Annotated in this window: 18 protein-coding genes; 14 read left to right on the top strand and 4 right to left on the bottom strand. The window is 74.9% G+C overall.

Annotation, left to right across the window (positions count from 1 at the left end):
- The first annotated feature begins 282 nt into the window (after positions 1-282).
- On the top strand, positions 283-1,347 hold the full coding sequence (locus tag ABD160_RS06805) for a substrate-binding domain-containing protein (RefSeq protein WP_344019525.1): 1,065 nt from the start codon (positions 283-285) through the stop codon (positions 1,345-1,347).
- Between the two features lie 61 nt (positions 1,348-1,408).
- On the opposite strand, the gene ABD160_RS06800 is transcribed toward ABD160_RS06805, so the two are convergent.
- Positions 1,409-1,915, bottom strand: coding sequence for a MarR family winged helix-turn-helix transcriptional regulator (locus ABD160_RS06800; RefSeq protein WP_344019523.1), 507 nt, complete (start codon positions 1,913-1,915; stop codon positions 1,409-1,411).
- 279 nt (positions 1,916-2,194) lie between these two features.
- On the opposite strand from ABD160_RS06800, the gene ABD160_RS06795 reads away from it, so the two are divergent.
- The 8 genes from ABD160_RS06795 to ABD160_RS06760 all read left to right on the top strand — a co-directional run bounded on the left by ABD160_RS06795 (position 2,195) and on the right by ABD160_RS06760 (position 8,838).
- Complete coding sequence (locus tag ABD160_RS06795) at positions 2,195-3,079, top strand: nitrilase-related carbon-nitrogen hydrolase (RefSeq protein WP_344019521.1); 885 nt, start codon at positions 2,195-2,197, stop codon at positions 3,077-3,079.
- Entirely contained in the window at positions 3,069-4,556 is a 1,488-nt protein-coding gene (locus ABD160_RS06790) for an FtsZ/tubulin family protein (protein ID WP_344019519.1), read from the top strand. The genes ABD160_RS06795 and ABD160_RS06790 overlap by 11 nt, the downstream gene beginning before the upstream one ends.
- Positions 4,557-4,566: 10 nt before the next feature.
- Positions 4,567-4,866 carry a hypothetical protein gene (locus ABD160_RS06785; RefSeq protein ID WP_344019517.1) on the top strand — a complete coding sequence of 100 codons (300 nt, stop codon included), beginning with the start codon at positions 4,567-4,569 and terminating at the stop codon, positions 4,864-4,866.
- Between the two features lie 119 nt (positions 4,867-4,985).
- Positions 4,986-6,641 carry an FtsZ/tubulin family protein gene (locus ABD160_RS06780; RefSeq protein ID WP_344019515.1) on the top strand — a complete coding sequence of 552 codons (1,656 nt, stop codon included), beginning with the start codon at positions 4,986-4,988 and terminating at the stop codon, positions 6,639-6,641.
- Between the two features lie 207 nt (positions 6,642-6,848).
- Complete coding sequence (locus ABD160_RS06775) at positions 6,849-7,355, top strand: hypothetical protein (protein ID WP_344019513.1); 507 nt, start codon at positions 6,849-6,851, stop codon at positions 7,353-7,355.
- A 4-nt stretch (positions 7,356-7,359) separates the two neighbouring features.
- Entirely contained in the window at positions 7,360-7,659 is a 300-nt protein-coding gene (locus ABD160_RS06770) for a hypothetical protein (RefSeq protein WP_344019511.1), read from the top strand.
- A 5-nt stretch (positions 7,660-7,664) separates the two neighbouring features.
- Entirely contained in the window at positions 7,665-8,447 is a 783-nt protein-coding gene (locus ABD160_RS06765; protein ID WP_344019509.1) for an IucA/IucC family C-terminal-domain containing protein, read from the top strand.
- A gap of 49 nt (positions 8,448-8,496) precedes the next feature.
- Complete coding sequence (locus ABD160_RS06760; protein WP_344019507.1) at positions 8,497-8,838, top strand: hypothetical protein; 342 nt, start codon at positions 8,497-8,499, stop codon at positions 8,836-8,838.
- 26 nt (positions 8,839-8,864) lie between these two features.
- Here ABD160_RS06760 and ABD160_RS06755 read toward each other — a convergent pair whose 3' ends face one another.
- The gene (locus tag ABD160_RS06755) at positions 8,865-11,627 is read right to left on the bottom strand and encodes an AAA family ATPase (RefSeq protein ID WP_344019505.1); all 2,763 of its coding nucleotides are present in this window, start codon (positions 11,625-11,627) and stop codon (positions 8,865-8,867) included.
- Between the two features lie 137 nt (positions 11,628-11,764).
- Between ABD160_RS06755 and ABD160_RS06750 the strand changes: the two genes are divergently transcribed.
- The 4 genes from ABD160_RS06750 (at position 11,765) to ABD160_RS06735 (ending at position 15,395) form a co-directional block, all read left to right on the top strand.
- Complete coding sequence (locus tag ABD160_RS06750; RefSeq protein ID WP_344019503.1) at positions 11,765-12,490, top strand: flavodoxin family protein; 726 nt, start codon at positions 11,765-11,767, stop codon at positions 12,488-12,490.
- 44 nt (positions 12,491-12,534) lie between these two features.
- A complete protein-coding gene (locus ABD160_RS06745; protein ID WP_344019501.1) occupies positions 12,535-12,834 on the top strand; it encodes a GNAT family N-acetyltransferase in 300 nt (99 codons plus the stop codon).
- Positions 12,835-12,911: 77 nt separating this feature from the next.
- Positions 12,912-14,414: an MFS transporter gene (locus ABD160_RS06740; protein ID WP_344019499.1), complete on the top strand. Its 1,503-nt coding sequence runs from the start codon at positions 12,912-12,914 to the stop codon at positions 14,412-14,414.
- Positions 14,415-14,456: 42 nt separating this feature from the next.
- Positions 14,457-15,395, top strand: a complete 939-nt coding sequence (locus tag ABD160_RS06735) for a DUF5996 family protein (protein WP_344019497.1) — start codon at positions 14,457-14,459, stop codon at positions 15,393-15,395.
- A gap of 31 nt (positions 15,396-15,426) precedes the next feature.
- Here the strand turns inward: ABD160_RS06735 and ABD160_RS06730 are convergent, their stop codons facing one another.
- On the bottom strand, positions 15,427-15,798 hold the full coding sequence (locus ABD160_RS06730) for a hypothetical protein (RefSeq protein ID WP_344019495.1): 372 nt from the start codon (positions 15,796-15,798) through the stop codon (positions 15,427-15,429).
- Positions 15,780-18,203 (bottom strand): AAA family ATPase, encoded by a 2,424-nt coding sequence (locus ABD160_RS06725; protein WP_344019493.1) that lies wholly within the window; start codon positions 18,201-18,203, stop codon positions 15,780-15,782. Before ABD160_RS06725 ends, ABD160_RS06730 begins: the two co-directional genes overlap by 19 nt.
- 193 nt (positions 18,204-18,396) lie before the next feature.
- On the opposite strand from ABD160_RS06725, the gene ABD160_RS06720 reads away from it, so the two are divergent.
- Complete coding sequence (locus tag ABD160_RS06720) at positions 18,397-24,456, top strand: anti-phage protein ProA (protein ID WP_344019491.1); 6,060 nt, start codon at positions 18,397-18,399, stop codon at positions 24,454-24,456.
- The last annotated feature ends 21 nt before the right edge of the window (positions 24,457-24,477 follow it).

Genomic DNA, 24,477 nt, shown 5'->3' with positions numbered 1-24,477 from the left:
CGCACGACGACGTGGTTCGGCACGGCTGTGACCTCGCACTACGGCGTTCGGCCCAGCTGCCCGCGCGACCGGCGGGCCTCCGGGTGGAACCACCCGGAGAAATTTCACGATGAAGATATTTATGAAGGTACGGCTGTGTCAAGGTGATGCACCGGGGGCCGCCGACCCCCGGCTCCGGCATGCCGGCCGGTCGCCCGATCGGCCTACAGGTCGTCAACATGCAGGCAATACGACGGGTGCAGACTCAGCGCATCGTCGGGTGCGGACGAGACGGAGATTCGCGTGACCGCAGATGTCATCGAGATCGCGTTCGTCGTGCCGGCCAGCGGACCGTCGGGCATCTACGGGCCGTCCTGCCAGGCCAGCGGCCGGTTCGCGGCCATCGAGATCAACGAGGCCGGCGGCATCCTCGGCCGCGAGGTGCGGCTGCGGACCGTGGACGGGGGGCAGTCCCCGGGCCGGGTGGCGAGCGAGGTCGGCGCGCTGGTCGACGCCGGGCTGGTCGACGCCGTCACCGGCTGGCACACCTCGGCCGTCCGGGAGACGCTCGCGCCCCGGCTGCGCGGCCGGGTGCCCTACGTCTACACCGCGGTCTACGAGGGCGGCGAGCGGTCACCCGGTGTCTTCCTCACCGGCGAGACCCCGACCGACCAGCTGCTGCCCGCGATGCGCTGGATGTCGGCGGAGATGGGCATCCGGAGCTGGGCGATCGTCGGCAACGACTACGTCTGGCCGCGCGCGTCCGCCCGCTACGCCCACAGCTACGCCGAGCACGTCGGGGCCGAGATCCGGGACGAGATCTTCACCCCGCTCGGGACCGAGGACTTCGGCCAGGTCCTGCGGCGGGTCGAACGCGCCCGGGTGCAGGGCGTGCTGATGTTCCTGCTCGGTTCCGACGCGGTGCGGTTCAACCGCGCGTTCACCGAGATGCGGCTGCACGACCACTGCGTCCGGCTCAGCCCGCTGATGGACGAGAACATGCTGCTGGCGACCGGTGCGGCGAACACCCACGAGCTCTACTCGGCCGCGGGCTACTTCGAGACCCTCGGCACCGGGTACGGCCTGGACTTCGAGCGCCGCTACCTGGAGACGATCGGCCCGACGGCTCCCGCGCTGGCCTCGCCGGGCGAGTCCTGCTATGAGGGGATCACCCTGCTGGCGCAGCTGGCCGCGGCCGCCGGCTCCACCGACGTCCCGCGACTGTCCACGGTGGCGGACCGGGTCGCCTACGAAGGTCCGCGCGGAGCGGTGCGGGTCCGCGACCAGCACCTGGTCCAGCGGATCTACCTGGCCCGCGCCGACGGTCTCGAGTTCGACGTCCTGGCCGAGATCCACGGCGGTGCGTAGCTCCGGCGGCCGGCCCCGCCGGACGCCGAGCCCGCAGCGCGACGCCCGGCCCGGGACGCGCCTAGCCGCGCGCGCCCGCCGGGGCGTTCTGCTCGGCCAGCCGGGCGAGCAGATCGGTGAGCACGAGCGCGTCCGCACCGAGGCCGGCCACCGCCTCGGCCTCCACCGCGGCCACCCGCGGCTCGATCGCGGTGTGCAGGCTCCGCCCCTCCTCGGAGAGGAACGCCAGCACGCGGCGCCGGTCGCGGTCGTCGACCAGCCGGTACACCAGCGTGGCGTCGACCAGCTTGTCCATGATCTTGGTCAGGGTCGGGCCCGGGACGACCAGGGAGCCGGCCAGCTCCGACATCGGATGCCCGTCGCCGTCGGCCAGGAGATCGAGGGTCCGCCACTGGTCGACGGTCAGGCCCTCGGTGCTCAGCGTGCCCTCGAGCAGCCGGGCGATCTGTCGTTCGACCTGGCCCAGCAGCCGGCTCATCTGCAGCCGGGGCGCGGGCCCGGCGTCAGCCGTGCCCCCGGTGCCTGCTGTGCTCCCTGTACTTTCTGTGACCTGTCGGGTCCTGCCCATCGAATCCCCGCACCCCCACAGCGGCCTGTCCCGCGTCGGACAACCCGTGCGGGCGCGCCGACCTCGTCGGGTCGGGCACCGCGACACACTGCTGTCACCGTAAACACTGTCATTGTAAAGCTAGGTCGTCCGCACGTTCCAGTCGATCCCGGGGCCGGTCACACCGGCCCGGGCCGCGCGGGGACCGTTGCATCCAAATTACTTCACACAGAAGGTATTGCCAAACGCAGATATTCACGTAGGTTCATCTCCAGTGGTCGACGAGGAGGGGAGGGCAACATGTCGTTCGAGGTCGGAGACGGCGGGACGGTCGGCGTCGTCGTCGTCAACCAGCTCGTTCCCACGGTGCGGACCCGGACCGACGCCCGGCTGTCCTACTTCAGGACCGCGGGGGTGGTGTCCGGTCTCGCCGGGGCCTACCGGGCCGATCTCGTCGTCCTCCCCGAGTACGGCGTGCACGGGATCGGGACGGGCACCGGGGAGCGCCCCGCGCTGGCGTTCCCCGAGGAGGCGCTCGACGTGCTCGGGCCCGCCTGCGCGGCGGCCGGGGTCTGGCTCGCCGTGTCGGTCAGCGCCGGCGCGACCCGGGACGACCCGTCCCACCGCATGGTCCTGCTCGACGACCGCGGCACGGTCGTCGCCGGTCACGTGAGCGGACCGGCGGGCGGTGACGCCGCGCGCCGGCCGCGGATCGTGGACGGACCCGGGGGGCTGCGCACCGCCCTGGCGTTCGCCGACGGCCCCCGGCCGGCGCTCACCGATCCCGGGCTCCGGGAGGCCGAGCTGGTGATCCTCTGCTGGACCGCCCCCGGCGCCGGACCGAGCCGGATCGTGCAGGCGGCCCGCGGGCTCGCCTGGACCAACGGCTGCTACGTGGCCTCGGCGAACGCCGCGGGCACCGTCGGGTCGCGCCAGTGGGTCGGGCACTCGTCGCTGGTCGGTCACGACGGGCGCGTGCTCGGCCTGTGCGGCGGGATCGACTACGAGGTCCAGCACGCCGAGCTCTCCGTGCCCGGCCTGCGGGCCGCCCGGAGCCGGCGGGCCGACGCGGGTCGTGCGGTGGCCGACTCGGTCCGGCGCGGCTCCCTCTCACGCCTCGCGGCCGCGCGCGGCTCTCACACCCCAGGAAGCATCCCCGGAAAGGCAGACACCTATGTCCGATGATCATGGACACGGCCACGGCCACGGCCACGAGGCGGCGGACACCGCGCTCGCCCGCATCGAGGCGCTGAGCAAGGAGAAGGTCCATCACGCGGGCGACCACGAGGGTCCCTTCTCGCTGCACGTGCTCGGCCTGGGCGCGACCGGGGCGGAGGTCGTCTCCGCGATCTCCGGCATCGCCCCGCCCGGGTTCACCGCACTCGCCGTCGACATCGGCGCCGGCAGCCTGTCCGGTGTGGCGGCCGGTGATCCGGCGGTCCGCACCGTCGAGCTGCCGATCCCGAGCCGGCCCGACCTGTCCTCGGCGCTCAACCGGTACCGCGAGTTCCTCAAGATGGAGTACCCGCGCTACTACTGGAACCCGAACTACGAGCCGTGGCTGCCCGGGGACCTGGAGATCCCCGGATCGAGCGCGGAGATGTCCCGGGCGATCGCCAAGGCGATCTACGGTGCCGAGTACTACCAGAACCGCGAGATCACCACGGCGATGGACGAGTTCGCCGAAGGTGTGCTCACCAGCGAGCAGACCCCGCTCGTCGTCGTCGCGTTCTCGATGGCCGAGGCCGTCGGCAGCGGGATCGTCGTGGAGATCGCCCGGCACCTCTCCTCGATCAAGCTGGGCCGGCGGCCCTGGGTGATCGGCATGGGCGTCCTGCCGCAGCAGCCCGAGGCGACCTTCTTCCCGGTGATCAACGAGCTCGACTGCATGATCGACACCGAGAAGAACAACGGCGTGATGGCCGTCTGGGGCGACCTGTACAAGAACCCGTTCACCGGCGGCTTCTTCGCCGTGCCGGACGACGGCACGCACAGCCCGGTCGAGGCCATCGCCTCGTTCAGCACCGCGGGGGGCGGCAAGGACCTCTACGAGACCCTGAAGGCGCTCAACTGGCTGGCGGTGCCCGGCGACCAGTGGCACCCGGCGATCCGGGGCGAGCAGAGCGACCGGTGGATCAACCTGCTGGCCACCCGCCCGCTGACCGAGGCCGGCGACCTGTCCGGGCTCGGGCTGACCGCGGGCTTCGCCACCGAGTACGCCGAGGCGCGGGTGTTCGGCACCGGTCCGGCGGCCGAGGCGGCCGCGGCGGCCGTGGCCGGGGCGATCCCCGGCGTCGCCGCCACCCGGGTGGAGCCGGTCGTGGAGACCGTGGAGACCCCCGGCGACGGCGTCGTCAGCGTGGTGCTGCCCCGGGCGTCGAAGCTCGATCTCGGGCTGTTCGTGCCCTCCCGCGATCTCTACGACCCGCTCGAGTGGGAGGCACACCTGCTCATGCACTCGTGGCTGCTCGATCTCGGCGTGATGCTCTGCGAGCCCTCCATCCGGTTCGACGGGATGGGCGGCGAGTGCATCTGGGGCTGCGCCTGCTGGGTCGTGGTGCCGCACGCCGCGATCCGCGGCGAGAGCGTGGCCTCACCGATCAGCGACGAGGACGTCGCCGCGGTCGCCTCGTCCGGCGTCGGCGTCCCGGCGTCGGGCTGAGGAGCGGGCGATGGCCACCGACTGGTCCGAGATCGTCGCCCGCTACCAGGGTGGCGCCCAGCTGCCGTCCATGCCGGGCGCCCGCACGCTCGAGGTGACCGGCGCCGACGACGAGTACGTCTACGTCTCCCACCGGCTCTGGCAGGACAAGATCACCCGCGCCTACCTGGAGAAGGCGATGACCCTGCTCGACGAGGGGAAGATGACCAGCAACTACGGCGACGTCGTCGACTACTACCGGACCTACATCGCCGACGAACGCCCCACCACGGCCGCGACCATCCTGAAGGACCTCGGCTACGTCAGCTAGGCCGGCCGGGACCGGTCACGACACAGCCACCGCACCACCGGTTCACCCCCCATCACCGATCGGCACACGACCGCACCGGCCGTGTGGCGACGACCCATGACATCCCGAGGAGGCCAGCAATGGCTCTGTCCATGTACCACAGCGCCACCGGCGCGCAGTCCCCGCACTGCATCCACGCCATCGGCATCGGCAAGGCCGGCGCCTACATGGTGGAGGCCCTGCTGCGCACCGGTGAGATCGAGGACATGCTCGAGGACCCGCGTGCCCGGTTCACCGGTCTCTCGATCGACATCGGCGATCAGGACCAGCACGAGCTCAAGGAGTACATGGGCGGTTTCAACCAGCGGTTGGAGGAGCGTGGGATCCCCACCGACCGGGCCCAGGTGCGCGCCGTCTCGCTGGACGTCCCGGAGAAGAAGGACCTCCTGACCAGCCTCAACCGTTGGCGTGAGTACCTCAAGATGGAGTACCCGCGCTACTACTGGAACCCGAACTACGAGCCGTGGCTGCCGGCCGACATGGAGATGCCGAAGGCCGGTGAGTCGATTCCGCGCGCGGTGTCCAAGGCGATCTACGGGCACTACTACTACGGCGAGGAGAAGTCGCTGGAGAAGGAGCTCGACGACTTCGTCGCCTCGATCAACGCGACCAAGCTCCCGTCGATCGTCCTGGTCTTCTTCTCGATGGCCGGCGGGACCGGCTCCGGCATGGTGGTCGACCTGGCCCGGCACCTGTCCAACGTCAAGCTCGGGCGCCGCATCCCGGTCGTCGGCGTCGCGGCGATGCCGTTCTCCGGCGACGAGGAGCACGCGGGCGGCGACGCCGCGCTGTTCCCGACGATGAACGAGATCGACTGCATGCTCGACGACGCCAAGAACCAGGGCGTCATGGCGGTCTGGGGCGACCTGTACAAGAACCCGTTCACCGGCGGCTTCTTCGCCCTGCCCCAGGAGCACTCCTGGCAGCGGCTCGGCTCCTACACCAAGGCCGGCAAGCCCGCGGTCCGCGACCACCTGCGCAAGATGGTCACCCGCAAGTTCGTCAACGACTCGTTCACCCGGTTCGTCGTGCAGGACTACGGGCGGCTGCTGTTCAAGATGCTCCGTCCGGCCGGCTTCACCGGTGCGCCGCACGAGCGGAACATCTCCGGCGACCGGACCTGGACGGTGTTCGACGTCGCCAAGTTCACCCACCCCGGGGTCGAGGTGCTCCCGGGCGAGCCGCGCAGCAAGTGGCGCGAGGTCGTCGGCAAGTGGATCGGCTACATCCCGCAGTTCTCCGGCCTGCGCGAGGGATTCAAGACCGACTACATCGAGGCGCACACGGTGTCGCCGCGGGAGCTGTGGAACGAGACCCTGCAGAAGAAGCTCGAGTCCACCCTCGGCGAGTACGTGCTCGACGGCGAGGACGGCACCGTCAACACCACGCTCGGCGAGTTCTTCGACGAGCTGACCGCGTACTCCAACATCGTCATCCCGGGCGTCGCGAAGAGCGACTTCACCGCGTTCTTCGCCGCCCGCGACGCCTACGACAAGATCGAGTCGTGGGAGGAGAAGCTCCTCATGCACTCCTGGCTGCTCGATCTCGGGGTGATGCTCTCCGAGCAGTCGATCCGCTTCGACGGCATGGCGGGCGAGTGCATCTGGGGCTGTGCCTGCTGGGTCGTGGTGCCGCACGAGGCCATCCGCGGGGACGCGCCGGCCTCCAAGGACCTCACGGTCGTCCAGGCCGAGCACATCGCGATGATGACCAAGACGGTGGTGCCGACTCCGTGACGGACCGGGGCGGGCGGGCGGCTGCCGTCCGCCCGCCCCGCCCTGCACGACCCGGACGGCCGGGGCCGCGGTCCGCCGTCCCTGCACCCCACCCACCGACCGGTCGGCCGCGGCGACCGCGAAAGGCGACGATCCCGATGCCCGGAGTCGCAGACGCCCACCCGGTGGGCACCGCCGCGCCGCCGGCGGCGGGGCGCTGAGGCGACCGTGTACGCCGACACGACGAGCGAGCCCACCGTCACCGACGACGAGCGGGAGTTCGCCGAATGGCTGGAGCGGGTCCGCTCCACCTACGAGGCGGTGCTCTACACCTGCACGCACCGGCTGGTCGACGCGAGCCTGGCCGACCAGGTCGCGGTCCAGGTCGTCGCGGGGCTCGTCTCCCGGCCGCTGGTGTTCCGCTACTTCGGCCTGCCCTACTCGGGCCGGATCGCGACCCTGGCCGAGGCCCGCATCGTCGAGGCCGACACCGGCGGGCTGGCCCGCGTCTGCGGGTGGCCGGAGCTGCGGTCGCGGCTGGCGGCCATCCCCGCCGAGCACCGCGAGGTGCTCGTCGCGGTGTGCCTGCGGGCAGAGGACGTCGAGACCCTCGCCCGCGGGCTGGGCTGCGACGAGGACGACGCCGCACGACGCCGGGCGGCGACGCTGGATTTCATGAGGACGCTCGCGGCGCCGGGCCTGCCCGGCACCCCGGATCCGGAGGGACAGGACTGATCGCATGCCGTTGATCTGGGCGGACGTGGAACGGAAGTACGACGGCGGCGCGCGGATCCCGACCGTCGCCGGCGGGAAGACCCTGCAGGTCACCGGGGTCGACGCGGACGGGGTGCACATCCGCAACGCGCTCTGGCGCGACACCCTGCGCCGCGCGGACCTGGAGAAGGCCGTCGATCTCGTCGAGGCCGACCGGATGAGCCGGCACGCGGGCCTGTTCGTGGAGGAGTACCGGACACTCGTCGCCGACGTGCGTGCCACCTCCGCGGCGCACGTGCTCAAAGACCTCGGTTTCCTGGAGTAGCGCCGGTGCCGCCGGATCTCGCGCTGCCGCCGCAGGTCGCCGCGCAGTTCACCGCCGACTGCGGGATCGGCGACGGGCCGGGCCGCCCCGCCCGCACCGTCGTCGACCGGGACCTCCCGTCGATGATCCTGGCCGTCCGCCGGGCCCGCGGGGCGGGCGCGGCGGCGGCCGGGTCACTGCTCGTGCTGGCCTACGCGCGCCGGCTGGTCTGGCCGGTGCTGGGCGAGCACCTGCTGCACGGCCGCTGGCTGGACCCGGCCTGGGCCAACGTCGTGATCGACACCGACGACCCGGGCGGATCGTTCCGGATCGGGTTCGTCGGCACCCCGCAGCCGGCCGGGCCGGCCGTCGGCGAGGTCGTCACCGCCCTGGTGGACGGCCACCTGGAGCTGCTGGTCGAGCAGGCGCACCGCGAGACGCGGGCCGGCCGGCGCGTCCTGTGGGGCAACGTGGCCGTCGCCGTCGCACAGGTCTTCCTGGCCCTGTCCTGGTCGGCGCCGCACCGCGACGCGCTCGCGGGCACCGCCCGGGACGTGCTCGCCGCCGCACCGCGCCTGCGCGGGCTGGTCTCGGTCGAGTCGGTGCGCCATCCCGCCGCGGACGGCGACCGGTGGATGGTGGTGTGGCGGCGCACCTGCTGCCTCGCGTTCCGCTGCGCGGCCGCGGACCGGCCGTCGTACTGCGGGACCTGTCCGGTGGTCCCGCACCGGGATCGGCTGGCGAGCTTCCACCGGGCCGCGGGCCGCTACCCGGGCCGGCCCGGCGGCCCCGCCGGGACGACGACGTGACCCCGGTCCCGGATCCGCGCCGGTGCCGCACCCCACCGAGGAGGACCCCGTGATCGCCTGGACCGACGTCGTCAGCCGCCTCGCGCCCGGCGACAGCCTGAGCCCGCTCGTCGGGTCCTCCCGGCTCACCGTCGACAGCGTCGGGGCCGATCGGATCTGCATCCGGCAGCGCCTGTGGTCCGCCTGCCTGACCCGGGCCGACATCGACACGGCGAACCGGATCCTGGCCGACGCCCCGGCGGACGTCTCGCCGGTCGGGTTCTCCGAGCTGATGCGGGCGCACTACGCGTCGGGCACCGACGTCACCACCGGGTGCACCCGGCTCCCCAACCTGGCGGCGGTGGTCCTGCTCCACCTCGGTGCCTTCGCGGCGGGCCCCGGCGGGCGCTGAGCCGGCGCCCGGCCGGACCGCCCCGGTCAGCGGCCGCGGGCGTCCGCGCCGATCCGCAGGTCCCCGGCGAGGTCGATCCGGGCCAGCTCGGTCCGGGAGCTGATGCCGAGCTTGGGATAGACGTTCGCCAGGTGGTGGCCGACCGTGCGCGGGCTGATCAGGAGCTGTGCCGCGATCTCCCGGTTCGTCAGGCGGTCGGACGCCAGCCGGGCGACCCGCAGCTCCTGGGCGGTCAGCCCGGCGGCCGGTCCCGGCCCGCGGCGGGCGGGCGGGGCGTCGGCCAGGTCCTGCTCGCGCAGCGACCGCCTGCGCAGCGGATCGGCGCCGAGCCGGTCGAACACGGCCGCGGCGGCGGCGAGCTGGCGGCGGGCGTCGGAGCGGCGCCGGGCGCGGCGCAGCCACTCGCCGTACAGCATCCGGGTGCGGGCCTGCTCGAACGGGGTGCCCGCGGTCTCCGCCAGGTCGAGCGCCCGCCGGTAGGACGCCTCGGCCGTCCCCGACCCGCCGGTCAGGGCCTGCAGGCGGTGCACGGTCGCCTCGGCCCAGGCCGCCCCCGAGCGCCGGGCCCAGTCCTGCACCGCCGCGAGCCGGGTCGCGGCGACGTCGAGGCGCCCGGCCTGCACCGCCGCCTCGGCGGTGTCCGCGGCGGCGAGCAGCGCGAACGTGGGGTGGGCGGCGTCGTGACCGGGCCGGGCCAGCGGCATCAGGTGGTCCAGCGCCTCGTCGGGGCGCCCGCCGAACAGCGCCGCCCGGCCGCGCGGCCAGTACGCGGCGCCGCTGAGCGCCCGCACCCCGCGCGGCGCCGAGACCTCCAGCGCCCATCGCGCGTGCCCGTCGACCGCGCCGTCGTCGCCGCGGGCGGCGGCGAGCAGCCCGAGGGTGCCGTGGCACTGGGTGGCGACGTGGTCCGCGCCGACCTCCCGGGCGAGCTGCAGGCCGTCGACCGCGGCGGCCTCGGCGGCGCCCCAGCGTCCGGCGTCCAGGTCGAGCACCGCGCCCTGGGCGAGGACCACCGCCAGCGCGGCGAGCTCGTGGCGGTCGCGCAGCGCGGCGGCCTGCACCCGCAGCAGGTCGCGCACCGGCTGCACGACGCCCCAGAGCTGGACCAGCGGGGCCGGTGGGAGCAGCTCCCAGGCGACGGACACGAGCCGGTCGGCGGCGGCCCGGGCCGCGGCCGGGGTGATCGGGGCGGGCCCGCCGGCCCGGTCGTAGCAGGACCAGAGGGTCCGCAACGCCGGCAGCTGCCCGGCCAGCGCCGGGTCGTCGTCGGCGTCCACGGCCAGCAGCCGCTGCAGCGCCTGCTGCTGGAGGTCGGACCGGCCGGCCGACCAGGCGGCGCGGACGGCCACCGAGCCCAGCTGCACCGCGTCCCGGCTGCCGGCGACGGCGTCCATGTCGCGGATCAGGTGGTGGTGGGCGCGCTCCGGGATGCCGGTGGCGAACTCGAGGATGCCGCGCAGGCCGCTGCTGGCCCGGGCCACGTCGGTCCCGCTCTCCAGCCGCTCGGCGTCGTCGAGCAGCTGCCGGGCGGCCTCCGCGTGCCCGGCCTCCCAGGCGGCGCGGGCGGCGGCGGCCAACCGGCGCGCGGCCTGGGCCGGCGCGGGCGAGAGCTCGGCGGCGCGCAGCAGGGTGCGCGCGCCGGCCGGGCCGGCCCCGCAGCGCAGCGACTTCGCCGCGGCGAGCTCGAGCAGCGCGGCGACCTCCTCGTCCGGCGCGTCCGCGGCGGCGGCCAGGTGCCAGGCGCGTTCCTCGACCGCGTCCGCGGGCAGGGCCGCGGCCAGGGCCCGGTGCGCGGCCTGCCGGTCGCCGAGCGGGGCGCCGTCGTAGATGGCCGCCGGGATCAGCGGGTGCCGGAACTCCACGCGGGAACCGGTGGCGTGCAGCAGGCCCGAGCGCAGCGCGTCGTCCCAGGCGGAGTCGTCGACGCCGCGTTCGGCCCCGGCCCGGTGCACGACGTGCCGGTCGCCCCGGTCCTCGGCCGCGGCCAGCAGCAGCAGCGCCCTGGCCGGCTCCGGCACGGTGGCGACCCGGTCGCGGAACGCCCGCCGCAGCCGGGGGCCGATCGGCACCGGTGGGCCCGGCGCGGGCAGCGGCGTGTCGGCCGGCGCCCGGTCGAGGGTGGGCAGCTCGTGCAGGGCCAGCGGATTGCCGCCCGCCGTCCGGACCGTGGCGTCGACCAGCGCCGGATCGGCGCCGGGCGCGGCGGCGGCGACCAGCGAGCGGGCGTCGTCGTCGGCCAGCCCGCCGATCTCCAGGGCGGCCAGCCCGTCCCACGGCCCGGTCGCCGGCTCCTCGTGCCCGGCGAGCAGGACCACGACCGGATCGCTCGCGACCCGCCGGGCCAGGAACCCGAGTGCGTGCGCGGACGCCTCGTCGATCCACTGCACGTCGTCGACGACGACCAGCACCGGCCGTCGCCGGGCCAGGTCGGACACCAGCGACAGCACCGCCGCACCGATCAGGAAGCGGTTGGCCGGCTCCCCGGTCCGGCCCAGCGCGCCACCCAGCGCGGCGGCCTGCGGCGTGGGGAGGGCGTCCAGCCGGTCGGTCACCGGCCACAGCAGCTCGTGCAGGGCGGCGAACGCCAGCCCGGCCTCCATCCGGGTGCCGCGGCAGCGCAGCACCGTCGAACCGGCGGCAGCGCCCACCGCGTGGTCGAGCAGCGCGGTCTTGCCGATCCCCGGCTCGCCCCACAGCAGCAGCGCGGAGCCCGCGCCGTCCGCCGCCCGGGCCAGCAGCCGGTCCAGCGCCGCCGTCTCGGCGCCCCGGCCCACCAGCTCCGTCGTCACCGCAGCCCTCCCACGGGCCCACCCGGCGACCCGGTGCAGCGTAACCAACCGATCTCCGGTGCCGGACAGGGCGACGCGACCGGGCGACCGATCCGCCGACCGATTCGCTCCCGGCCCGGCCGCCCGACACTCGGGGCGTGAGCACGCCCCCGACCGCCGAGCCCGACTTCACCGGGCTGCGCGCCGTGTACGTCAACTGCACACTGAACCGCTCGCCGGGCCTCAGCCACACCCAGGGCGTGATCGACCGCAGCGTCGCGATCATGGAGGCGAACGGCGTCCACGTCGACCAGATCCGCGCGGTCGACCACGACATCGCCACCGGCGTCCGCCCGGACATGACCGGGTTCGGCTGGGACGGCGACGAGTGGCCCGCCCTGCTGACCCGGATCCTGGCCGCCGACATCCTGGTCATCGGCGGGCCGATCTGGCTGGGCGACAACAGCTCGGTGACCCGCCGGGTGATCGAGCGGCTCTACGGCTACTCGGGCGTGCTCAACGAGCACGGCCAGTACGCCTACTACGGGCGGGTGGGCGGCTGCCTGCTCACCGGCAACGAGGACGGCCTCAAGCACTGCTCGATGAGCATCCTCTACAGCCTGCAGCACATCGGCTTCACCATCCCGCCGCAGGCCGACGCCGGCTGGCTGGGCGAGGTCGGGCCCGGCCCGTCCTACCTCGACGAGGGGTCCGGCGGCCCGGAGAACGACTTCACCAACCGCAACATCACCTTCATGGCCTACAACCTGATGCACACCGCGTCGATGATCCGCAACGCCGGCGGCTTCCCGGCCCACGGCAACCAGCGCACCGCGTGGGACGCCGGCGCCCGCCCCGGCCACCCCAATCCCGAGTACCGCTGACCCCGCGGACGACCACCGGGACGACCACCGAGAGAGGACGTCACATGATCGTCGTGACCGACAACCGGGCCGCGAACCGATTCGAGGCCCGCGAGGGCGAGACCCTGGCCGGTGTCGCCGAGTACGCGCGCACGGCGCAGCTCGTCGCGTTCGTGCACACCGAGGTCGACCCCGCCTTCGAGGGGAAGGGGGTGGGCTCGGCGCTGGCCCGGGAGGGGATCGCGTCGGTCCGCGCCGACGGCCTCCGGGTGCTCGCCGTCTGCCCGTTCATCGCCGGCTGGCTGGCCCGCCACCCGGAGTACGCCGATCTCGAGTACCGGGCGGCCAGCCGGGTCACCGACTGACCGGCGCCCCGGCTCGCGGCGGCGCCGCCGCGGTGCCACCGTGTGGTGCCGGCGCGGCATCGGGGAAGGGGATCGGGGTGACCGGAGTGGACGGGCCCGGCCTGCGGATGGGGACGTCGCGCGGGCGCTGGGTGCTGTTCACCACCGTGCTCGGGTCCGGCCTGGCGATGCTCGACGCCACCGTGGTCAACGTCGCGCTCGGGCGGATCGGCGACGAGTTCGACGCCGGTTTCGCCGGTCTGCAGTGGACCGTCAACGCCTACACACTGACCCTGGCCTCGCTGATCCTGCTCGGTGGCTCGCTGGGGGACCGGTTCGGCCGGCGCCGGGTGTTCGTGGTCGGGGTCGTCTGGTTCGCCGTGGCGTCACTGCTCTGCGGGGCGGCGCAGAGCATCGAGATGCTGGTCGCGGCCCGGGCCCTGCAGGGCGTCGGCGGTGCTCTGCTCACCCCCGGCAGCCTGGCGATCATCTCGGCCTCGTTCCGCGGCGCCGACCGGGCCGCCGCGGTCGGCGCCTGGTCCGGGCTCGGCGGCATCGCCGGGGCGGTCGGCCCGTTCCTCGGCGGCTGGCTCGTCGAGTGGAGCTGGCGCGCGGTGTTCCTGGTGAACCTGCCGGTCGCCGTGCTCATCGTGGCGGTGGCCGCCCGGCACGTCCCCGAGTCGCGCGACCCGGACGCCGCGCCGCGGCTCGACGTCGCGGGCACCGCGCTGGCCGTGCTGGGTCTCGCCGGGCTGACCTGGTCGCTGACCTCGGCCGGCGAGCAGGGCGCCGACGCCGTGGTGCTGTCCATCGGCGTCGCCGGGGTGCTCGCACTGGTCGGCTTCGTGCTCGTCGAACGGCGCTCCACCCATCCGCTGGTGCCGATGACCCTGTTCCGGAACGCGCAGTTCAGCGCCGCGAACGCGGTGACGCTGATGGTGTACGCGGCGCTCGGCGGGCTGTTCGTGCTCCTGGTGCTGCACCTGCAGGTGGTCGTGGGCCTCTCGCCGCTGCAGGCCGGGGCGACCCTGCTGCCGGTGACCGTGATCATGCTGGTCTTCTCCGCCGCCTCGGGGCGGCTGGGCAGGCGGATCGGGCCGCGGATCCCGATCACCGCGGGCACCCTGGTCGCCGCCGCCGGGCTGGCACTCGTCTCCCGGATCGGGGCGGACGCGTCGTTCGGGCCGGACGTGCTGGTGCCGGTGGTCGTGTTCGGCTGCGGGCTCACCCTCGTGGTCGCCCCGCTGACCTCGACGGTGCTGGACTCGGCGTCGGACCGGCACGCCGGCGTCGCGTCCGGGGTGAACAACGCGATCGCGCGCGCCGCCGGGCTGCTCGCCGTCGCCGTGATCCCGGTGGCCGCCGGGATCTCCGGCGCGGACTACACCGACCCGGTCGCGTTCGGCGCGGGCTTCCGGACGGCGATGCTGATCAGCGCCGCGTTGATGGTGATCGCCGCGGTGCTGGCGGCGGTGTTCCTGCGCCGCCCGGCCGCGGGACCGGACGGGCCGGAGCCGTCCGGCCGGATCCGGCCGGACTCCTACGCCCAGTGCGCGGTCACCGGCCCGCAGATCCACCCCGGCCGCGGGCCGACCGATTGACCGACCGATGCGGTCCGCCGCGGGCGGCCCGACACTCGTCCGATGACCACCTCGACGACGGCCTGGCCGACCCTGCGGGTCGCGGACTGGACCGCCACCCGCGAGACCCTGCACATGTGGACCCAGATCGTGGGCAAGATCCGGATGGCGCACGCCCCGCTGGTCAACCACTGGTGGCAGGTGGCCCTCTACGTGACCCCGCGCGGACTGACCACCTCGGCCGTCCCGTACGGCACCGGCGCCTTCGAGATCGAGTTCGACTTCCTCGGCCACCGGCTGGAGATCCGCAGCAGCGACACGGGCACCCGGACCGTCCCGCTGGCGCCGATGCCGGTCGCCGAGTTCTACGCCCGGGTCATGGCCGCCCTCGGCGAGCTCGGGATCGACGCCCCGATCCGGCCGCACCCCAACGAGGTCGACCCGGCCATCCCGTTCGCCGAGGACCACGTCCACGACTCCTACGACGGCGCTGCGGCCGCCCTGTTCTGGCGGCAGCTGCTGCAGGCCAACCGGGTGATCGGCGAGTTCCGGTCGCACTTCGTCGGCAAGGTCAGCCCGGTGCACTTCTTCTGGGGCGGCATGGACCTGGCCTGCACCCGGTTCTCCGGTCGGCCCGCCCCGGCGCACCCCGGCGGCGTGCCCAACTGCGGGGACTGGGTGATGGTCGAGGGCTACTCCCGCGAGCTGTCCAGCTGCGGCTTCTGGCCCGGCGGCGGCGAGGAGGGCGCCTTCTACTCCTACGCCTATCCCGGCCCCGACGGGTTCGCCGACCGGCCGGTCGGGCCGGACGGCGCGTTCTTCAGCACCGAGTTCCAGCAGTTCCTGCTGCCCTACGAGGTCGCCCGCGCCGCGCCCGATCCCGATCGGGCGGTCGCCGAGTTCCTGCGCAGCAGCTACGAGGCCGCCGCCGACCTCGGGCACTGGGACCGCGCGGGGCTCGAGGACGATCCCTTCCGGTGGCAGCGGGCCGACGGGGCCTGACGACCCCCGGGCGCCCCGCGTCGTCGGCCGGTCAGGCCAGCAGCCGCACCACCCGGACCGCCTCGGCGTGCCAGGTGCGGAGCTCGGCCGCGGTCGGGGCCAGCTCGTAGGCGTGGTGGTGCGCCGCCCGGCTCAACCGCGACCACAGCTCCTCGGCGGCCGGGCCGGTGTCCGGCTCGCGGTGCCGGAGCACGATGAACTGCGTCCGGCGGCTCGTCGCCGTCAGCTCCGGACGGGTGCGGGACCAGTAGCCGTCGACGGCGTGCTCGACGGCGAGCCGGATCAGCCAGGCGCAGGCCCGCGGCCAGACCGCGGTCGCCACCAGGTCCGGATCCTGCAGCAGCCGGTCGGCGACGGCGAGCCGGCGGACCGGGGCGGGGACGGTCACCTCTGCTGCAGCCACGCGGCCAGCCTCTCCACGTCGCGCAGGAACGGCCGCAGGTCACCGCGCAGCCCCGCGTGCGCGCCCTTCCTGCAGTTCTGGAAGGCGTCCTGCGCCCCCGGGCCGGCGTCGCGGAGCCTGCCCAGCAGGTCCGATCCGCGCGCCGGGTCGTCGAACACGGCCAGCGTCGCGATCTTGTGGGTGGTGTGCGCTCCGCCGATCAGCCGCTCCACCTCGGCGTGCGGCTCGCCGCGGGACAGCCGGGTCCGCCGGACCGCCACGTGGCAGGCGGCCTCGACCGCGCTGCGGCAGCAGGTGGCGACGAGCTCGCCGCGGATGTCGTCGGGCAGGTCCGGATCGGCGGCCAGCGCCCGCGCGTCGGAGAGGTAGCGCCCGACCGGGTCGCCGCCGGGCTGCACCTCGACGACCGACCGCTCCCGGCGCTGGACCTCCCAGATCGTCGCCGGCCGCCGGAGCCTGCGGACCGAGTCGGCGAGCCGGTCGTCGTGGCTGAACACGACGACCTGCCGGTCCCGTGCGATCTCGGAGAGCAGCATCGCGAGACCGTCGACCTTCGCCGGGTCCATCGCCTGGACCGGGTCGTCGATCATGACGAACCGGAACGGGCTCTCCGGCACCGTCGCGCGGGGCAGGAACAGCGACAGCCCGAGCGCGTGCAGCTCGCCCTGGCTCATGATCGCGAGCGCGGTGCCGCCCTCGGCGTCGTCGACGCTCACGTCCAGCGCGACCCGGCGCCGGTTGCCGCGGCCGTCGAGGCGGACCGGGCCGAGCTCGACGTTGCTCTGCTGCCGCAGCGTCCGCCAGACGTGCTGCGAGGCGGCGGCGAACGGGGCGAGCCGCTGGTCGCGCAGCTCGCCCGCGGTGCCGGTGAGCCACTTCTCGGCGGCCGTGAGCCGGGCGAGCACGGGTTCGTCGCGGCGGGCGTCGAACGCGTCGTCGTGCCAGGTGGCGAGTTGGCGGGCCAGCGGGGCCCACACGTCGTCGCGGTGGGCGAGCTCGGCCTCGGCGGCCGCCCGGACCCCGGCGAGCGCCTCGGTGACCGGGCCGTGCGCGGCGTCGAGCAGCTCGGCGTCGCCGGCGGCGCCGACCCATGCCTCCCAGGCCGCGACCAGCGGGCCGGTGTCGACGGGCGCGGCGGTGACGGCGGGAGGCAGCCGCCGGACGAGTGCGCGCGCGTCCGCCAGGGCGTCCTCGCGCTCCCGCTGGGCGGCCCGCAGCGCCGTGGCGGTGGACTCCAGCTCCGCCGCGCGTGCCTCGGCACGGGCCGCCCAGGCGTCGTCGAGCGAGCCGGTGCCGCAGACCGGGCAGGGCTCCTCGCCGTGCCGGGAGTGCAGCCCCAGCGCGGACCGCAGCAGGGTGGCGGTCTCGTCGGCGGCGCGGGCGTCGTCGGTGGCGATCGCGGCGTATCCGCGCTCGGCGTCCCGGAGCCGCCCGGTGACCGACCGGACCCGGTCGGCGTCGGGCAGGGTGATCGTGCGCAACGCGCGCAGACGCTCGCCGGTCTCGGTGTCGTCGTCGCTGCCCGCGGCCAGCTCGGCGACCGCGTCCAGGTCGGGGGAGCGCTTGCGCAGCAGCTCGATCGCCCGGGTGGCCCGCTCGTCCTCGACCGGTTCGAGGGCCGCACGCAAGGCGGTGCGTCCCGCGTTGACGGCCTTGACGGCGTCGTCCATCGGGCGGCGCGCCGCCTTGAGCCGTTCCTGGGCGGCGGTGAGCGGGCCGAGGCCGAGCAGCGTGAACAGCGCGTCGTGCATCGCGCTGGGCCTGCCGTCGATCAGTGCGCCCAGCTCCCCGTAGGACAGGAACGGACGGTAGGTCGTCATGTCCTCGCGCCAGGAGCCACCGTCGTACGGGGTGCGCCGGGCGCCGGGCGGCTGGACGGTCCACGTGGCGTCGTCGAGCTCGTCGGAAGCCGACCAGGACCGGCTGAGCCGGGTGTGGCCGGACGTCCCGGTCGTCACGAGATCGACGGCGACCGACGTCCCGCCCGAGCAGTGCAGGTTGCGCCAGCCCTCCTTCCAGACGACCGACGTCCGGTCCTTCCAGCGCGAGCTGTCCCCGGTCAGCGCGAGCTCGGCGGCCTCGGCGAAGCTGGACTTGCCCGAGCCGTTGCGCCCGGTCACCAGGGTCAGTCCGGGGCCGGGGCGCAGGCCCAGCGTGGCCGGCTCGGAGATCCCGCGGAAGCCCTCGACGTGGATCGCGGCCAGGTAGGCCTCGGGCCGGTCGGACCCGGCGGGCGGGGTGTTCGGGTCGGTCGCCGCGGTCGGTCGCCCGGCGAGGGCCTCCTGCAGGTCGTGCTCACCGGCCCAGGCGGCGAGAACCAGCCCGGTGACGTCGCTCCCGGCCGCCCCGTCGGCCAGCAGCCGGTCGACGAGCAGGCCGTACAACCCGCGCTCGGCCTCGTCCATGCGTCCACCCTTCCGTCGTGATCGGGTGACGCGAACGCTAGCGCCGGTCACCGACAGTGTTCCGCGGCACCGGCCGGTACGGGAGCGGGAGCCTTCGTGATAGGGAGTCGGTAACGAAGCTGTCGGTGCCGGGCGTTATACCTCCGGGCAACGGGACGGGTGCCGTCACGCGGGGCGAGCGGGGGAGTGGCGGATGGACCAGGTTCTGGACACGGTGCCGACGATCGCCCTCGACGTGCGCCCCGTCCTGAGCTACGCGATGGCGCACAACGGGATCCCCGTGGTGTCGCGGCTGGTGGTGGACGGGATCGACCGGGCCGTGCCGGGTGCCCGGATCACCTTGGAGGTCGCCGACGCGACCGGGCCGATCGGGCAGCCCCGGGAGATCGTCCTCGACCTGGAGGCGGGTGTCCCCGCGATCCTCGCCGACGTCCGGCTGACGCTCGATCCGGAGGCGATGCTGCAGGTCGAGGAGCGCAGGCCGGGCTACGTCCGGGTCCGGCTGGAGTGCGCGGGCCGGCTGTGCGCAGAGCGGTCCGCGCCGGTGCTGCTGCTCGCGGCCCAGCAGTGGCAGGCGGATCCGCCCGGACTCGCGCTGGAGATGCTCGCCGCGCACGTGATGCCGAACCATCCGGCGGTCGCCGACCTGATGCGCGAGGCCTCGGAGATCCTGGAGCGGGCGACCGGGCGCCCGTCGCTGGAGGGCTACCAGTCGGGTCCGGAGCGGGTCGACGAGATCGTCGCCGCCGTCACCCGGGCGATGCAGGATCGCCGGATCGCCTACGCCGAGCCCCCGGCGAGCTGGGCCGACGACGGGCAGAAGGTCCGCACCCCGGGCGACGTCCTCGACGGGCGGATCGGGACCTGTCTCGACACCGCCGTCGTGCTGGCCGCGGCGCTGGAGTACGCCGGGGTGCACCCGCTGCTCTGGGTGGTCCGGGGCCACGCGTTCGTCGGCTACTGGCGGGAGGAGCTGAGCCTCGCCGCCGCCGCCGAGTCGGATGCCGCAGGCGTCGCCAACGAGGTCGACCGCGGGATGATCGAGCTGGTCGAGACCACCCTGCTGACCCGCTCGCCGGAACCGGCGACGTTCGGGCAGATGACCCGGCAGGCCCGCGCCCACCTCTCCGGCGACCTGTCGCACGTGCTCGGGATCGTCGACGTGCGGCAGGCCCGGCGGGATCGGGTGCTGCCGCTCCCGGCCCGGGTGCGGGACGCCGACGGCGCGGTCCGGGTCACGACCTACACGCCGCAGGCACCGTCCTGCGCCCGGGCGGCGCCGGTGCCCGTCGCGGATGCGGGGGAGCCGCGCCGTCCGCGGTCGGGCACCGAGCCGGCCCGGGTCACCCGATGGAAGAACGCGCTGCTCGATCTCAGCCTGCGCAACCGGCTGATCAACTTCACCGAACGTGCGGCGCTGAACGTGATGCTCCCCGGCGGTGGCGCCGGCGCCCTGGAGGACCTGCTGCACCAGGGCACCGCGGTGGCGCTGCGGGCGTCCGACGAGATCGCCCGGGTCGCCGCCGAGCGCGGCGTCCGGTCCGCGCGGGAGCTGCCCGAGCCGTTCCTCGACGACCTGCTGCGGTCCGACCGGACGGTGCACGTCGACGTGACGGCCGCGGGCTACCCGGCACGGTTGCGGGGCCTGGCGCACAAGGCCCGCACCATCGCCGAGGAGACCGGCGCGAACAACCTCTACCTCGCGCTCGGGACCCTGCACTGGGAGCTCGACGGCCGGACGCTGCGTTCCCCGCTGATCCTCGTACCGGTGGTCCTGCGCCCGGCCCGGCGTGGCGGCCGCTACCAGCTCACCCTGGACGAGTCGGGATCGTCCACCCCGAACTACTGCCTGATCGAGAAGCTGCGCCGCACGCACGGTCTGACCGTTCCCGGACTGTCCGAACCGGCCGAGGACGGCGCCGGGATCGACCTCGACGCGGCGTTCGACGCGACCCGCGAGGCGATCGCGGCACGCGGCCTCAACTTCCGGGTCGAACCGACCGCGGACCTCGCGATCCTGCAGTTCGCCAAGTTCCGGCTCTGGAAGGACCTCGACGACAGCTGGGCGGCCTTCGCGGGGAACCCGCTGGTCGCGCACCTGCTGCACAGCCCGACCGAGCAGTTCGTCGATCCGGTCGCCGACCCGGGGCCGCACGACCTGGACGGCCTCGACGAGCAGTGCCCGGTGGTCGCCGACGCGTCCCAGCTGCGGGCGGTCGCCGACGCGGTGGCCGGTCGCACCTTCGTGCTGGAGGGGCCGCCCGGCACCGGGAAGTCCCAGACGATCACCAACCTGCTGGCGCACGCGATGGTGCAGGGCCGCCGGGTGCTGTTCGTGGCGGAGAAGCGCGCGGCGCTCGACGTCGTGCAGAAGCGGCTCGACGCCGTGGGGCTGGGTGCGTTGTCGCTGGACCTGCACGACCGGGGCAGCAAGCCCGTCGCGGTGCGGCAGCAGATCGCGGCCGCGCTGGACCACGTGGTCCCGGTCGACGTCACCGAGCACGACGCGCGCCGGGAGGAGCTGCGCGCCGCGCGCCGGGCACTGACCCGGTACGCCTACCGGATGGCCGAGCGCAACGCGGCCGGGTTCTCGCTCCACGAGGCCCGCTCGGCCGAGCTCGCGCACGGCGACGTCGCCGCGATCGGGGTCCCGGAGTCCGTCGTCGCCGGGAACACGCGCTCCGGCACCGCGGACATGCTGCGGACGCTGTTCGCCCGGTTGCCCGAGCTGACCGACGCGGCCCGGCTGCGCGGCGCGCGCCCGTGGTCGTTCGTCGACACCGCGGTGGGCGTCGACACCCGGGTGGTGGCGCGGGCGGTGGCCCGCCTGGACGCCGCGATCCCGCGGCTGCCCGTGCGGTGGCGACCCGCCCTCGACTCCGCCGTGACCGCGGGCGAGCTGGAGCTGCTCGTGCGGCTGCAGCGGCTGCGGGCCCCGGTCCCGGTGCTCGACGAGGTCCGGTCCCGGCGCTGGTCCGGCGCGGTCGAGCGGGCGCTGGCCGAGCTCGACCGGTTCCGCTCCGAGGAGCACCCGGCCCTGGCGTCGTTCGGCCCGCAGGCACTCGATCTGCCGCTGGGCGAGCTGGACGGGGCCGCCCGGGCGGCCGCGGCGTCGTCGATCTTCGGGCGGCGCCGTCGGCTGATCGCGGTGCGGGAGCGGCTCGCCCCGGCGCTGCGGGCCGGAGCCGCGATCCCGCCGAAGCAGGTCCCGGCCGCGGTCGCCGCCCTGGTGGCGTTGCGCGAGCGGGCCGACGGGCTCGCCGCGGGCCTCGCGGCCATCCCGGGGATCGTGCCGCCCCAGCGGTGGAACCCGTTCGACGACGCCGTGCGCAGCGCGATCGGGGTCCGGGTGGAGCAGCTGCGGTGGGCGGCCGCGGTGGTCGATCCGGCGGTGTCGCAGGGGATGCGGCCCGGCTACGTCGAGCCGCTGCGGCAGGCACTCGCCGCCGGCGGGGAGCTCGACCCGGCCCCGGTCGCCGAGGTCGCCGCGGCGATCTCCGACGTCGTCGCGGCCTGCGCGACGACCCCGGAGGCGCTGCAGCGCTGGGCGGGGGCCGAGGGCCTGGTGCCGCGCTGGCAGGCGGCCGCGCCCGCCCGCGGACCGGTCGCACCCGACCTGCCGGGCCTGCGGCCGTGGCTCGATCTCATCGGTCACCTGGAGCCACTGCGCAGCCTCCTGCCGGACGTCCGGGCCGCGGTCCTCGCCGACCGGTTGGACCCGGACGACGCCCGCCGGGCGTTCGAGCTGGGCCTGGCCCGGGCGTCGGTCCGGGAGCGGCTGGACGGAACCGAGCTCGGCCGGTTCGACCCGGTCGCGCACGACCGGGCGATCGCCCGGTTCGGCCGCACCTCGATGGCGGTCCGGGAGCACCTCGGCACGCTGCTCCCGCACCGGACGATGGCGCGCCGCGAGTTCGACACCGGCGCGACGTCCGGCCGGATCGGCGCGCTGCGGCGCGCCCTCGGGGCGAAGCGCGGCGGCATGAAGATCCGGGAGCTGATGAGCACCTACGGCGACCTGATCAGCCGGGTGCTGCCGTGCGTGCTGGTGAGCCCCGACTCGCTCGCCCGCTTCTTCCCCGCGGTCGCCGACCAGTTCGACATCGTGGTGTTCGACGAGGCGTCCCAGGTGCGGGTCGCCGACGCGGTCGGCGCGATGGGGCGGGCCCGCTCGGTCGTGGTCGTCGGCGACTCGAAGCAGATGCCGCCGACCAGCTTCGCCGACGTGGGAGGACCGGACGACCCGGCCGACGGGGCCGACTCCGCCGGCATCGTGGACGACGAGGAGTCGATCCTGACCGAGTGCGTGCAGGCGCGCGTGCCCGCGCAGCGACTCGGCTGGCACTACCGCAGCCAGGACGAGGCCCTGATCGCGTTCTCGAACCGGCACTACTACGACGGCGCGCTGTCGTCGTTCCCGGCGCCGGAGCGCGGCACCGGTGCGGTGTCGCTGGTCCGGGTCGACGGGGAGTTCCACCGGTCCGGTCGCGGACCGCTGCTGCGCACCAACCCGGTCGAGGCCCGCGCCGTGGTCGACGAGATCCTGCGCCGGTTCGCGGCGTCGCCGGACGCGCTCCCCTCACTCGGGGTGGTGACCTTCAACCAGCAGCAGCGCGCGCTCGTCGAGGGTCTGCTCCGCGATCTCGACGACCCGCGGATCGCGGAGGCGCTCGAGCACCCGGAGGGGCTGTTCGTGAAGAACCTGGAGAACGTCCAGGGCGACGAGCGCGACGTCGTCCTGTTCTCCACCGCGTTCAGCGTGAACGAGCGCGGTGTGCTGCCGCTGAACTTCGGCCCGCTCAACCGGGCCGGCGGGGAGCGGCGGCTCAACGTCGCGGTGACCCGTGCGCGCCGTCAGGTCGTGGTGTTCACCAGCTTCGACCCGTCGCAGATGCGCACCGAGGACACGTCCTCGGTCGGTGTCCGGCACCTGCGCAGCTACCTGGAACTCGCGGCGCACGGTCCCTCGGCCCTGCCACGGGACCGCGACCGGCGGGCCGTCGCGGACCGGCACCGCGACGAGATCGCCGAGCGGCTCCGGGATCGCGGCCTCGCCGTGCGGACCGGGGTCGGCCTGTCCGACTTCGTGATCGACCTGGTGCTCACCGACCCGCAGGCGGTGCCGGGTCCGCGGGCACCGCGGTGCTGCTCGACGGTCCGGGATGGTCGCGGCGGCTCACCGCGCGGGACCGGGACCACCTGCCGGTGGAGATCCTGCACCGGGTGCTGGGCTGGCCGCGGGTGGAGCGGGTCTGGCTGCCGCACTGGCTGTCGGATCCGGACGCGGTGCTCGACGGCCTGGTCGGCGCGGTGCGCGGGAGCGGTCCTCCGGCCGGCTCTGCCGCTGGTGAGACCGCCGCTGGTGAGACCGCCGCTGGTGAGACCGCCGCTGGTGAGACCGCCGCTGATGACACTGTCGCAGGCGACACCGCCGCTCCCGGCGCCAGCGGTTCCGATGCCGAGGAGACGGCCGGCCTGGCCCGGCTCGCAGCAGCCCGGCGCACAGCAGCCCGGCCCGCAGCAGCCCGGTACGCAGCGGCCCGGCCGGGCACGGCGCGACCCGGCCGGCGCCGAACTGGTCCCGGCCGTCCCCGGCTCCGGCGGCCGGCGGCGCGCACCGGAACCGGAACCGGTGATCGCGGCGGCCCCGGCGGTCCCGGCGGCCCCGGACCGTGCCGACGCGGACCGGCCGGGCGCCGCGGCCGAGTTCGTGCCCTGGCGGCCCCGGCCGCTCGGCGGCCGGGACGTGCTCGACGCGCTGCCCGCCCGCGCCGCGGCGGCGCGGGTCCGCGCGGCACTCGCCGAGGTCGTGGAGGCGGAGGGGCCGGTCCGGGCGGACCGGCTGGCGTCGCTGGTGGCGAACGCGTTCGACCTGAGCAAGGTCAGCGAGAGCCGCCGCGAGCAGATCCTGGCGCACCTGCCGCGCGAGCTGCGCACGGACCGCGCGGAGCCGGTCGTGTGGCCGGCCGGCATCGATCCCGGCACCTGGACCGGCTACCGGCCGGCGGGGGAGTCGCCCTCGCGCCGGGTCGAGGAGATCCCGCTGCGCGAGCTCGGCAACGCGATGGCGGCGCTGGTCGTCGCCGGGGCGGGGATGGCCCGACCGGAGCTGCACCGGGAGACGCTCCGGGTGTTCGGCCTGCTCCGTCGCACCCCGGCCGCCGTGGAACGGCTGGACGCCGCGCTCGAGCTGGCGCGCCGGACCGGGCGGCTCGACGTCGGACCGGACGACATCGTGCTACCGGCCCGCTGAGCGCGACCGGCCCGCTGAGCG

Origin of the sequence: Pseudonocardia kongjuensis, assembly GCF_039526905.1 — a bacterium.
Classification (GTDB): Bacteria; Actinomycetota; Actinomycetes; order Mycobacteriales; family Pseudonocardiaceae; genus Pseudonocardia; species Pseudonocardia kongjuensis.
Note: the sequence above shows the minus strand (reverse complement) of the source record. Positions and strands in the feature narration are given on the sequence as shown.

Bases quoted from the DNA above. Each gene is read 5' to 3' on its own strand.
- ABD160_RS06800 (WP_344019523.1), bottom strand. From the start codon at position 1,915: ATGGGCAGGACCCGACAGGTCACAGAAAGTACAGGGAGCACAGCAGGC.
- ABD160_RS06795 (WP_344019521.1), top strand. From the start codon at position 2,195: ATGTCGTTCGAGGTCGGAGACGGCGGGACGGTCGGCGTCGTCGTCGTC.
- ABD160_RS06790 (WP_344019519.1), top strand. From the start codon at position 3,069: ATGTCCGATGATCATGGACACGGCCACGGCCACGGCCACGAGGCGGCG.
- ABD160_RS06785 (WP_344019517.1), top strand. From the start codon at position 4,567: ATGGCCACCGACTGGTCCGAGATCGTCGCCCGCTACCAGGGTGGCGCC.
- ABD160_RS06780 (WP_344019515.1), top strand. From the start codon at position 4,986: ATGGCTCTGTCCATGTACCACAGCGCCACCGGCGCGCAGTCCCCGCAC.
- ABD160_RS06770 (WP_344019511.1), top strand. From the start codon at position 7,360: ATGCCGTTGATCTGGGCGGACGTGGAACGGAAGTACGACGGCGGCGCG.
- ABD160_RS06745 (WP_344019501.1), top strand. From the start codon at position 12,535: ATGATCGTCGTGACCGACAACCGGGCCGCGAACCGATTCGAGGCCCGC.
- ABD160_RS06735 (WP_344019497.1), top strand. From the start codon at position 14,457: ATGACCACCTCGACGACGGCCTGGCCGACCCTGCGGGTCGCGGACTGG.
- ABD160_RS06725 (WP_344019493.1), bottom strand. From the start codon at position 18,203: ATGGACGAGGCCGAGCGCGGGTTGTACGGCCTGCTCGTCGACCGGCTG.
- ABD160_RS06720 (WP_344019491.1), top strand. From the start codon at position 18,397: ATGGACCAGGTTCTGGACACGGTGCCGACGATCGCCCTCGACGTGCGC.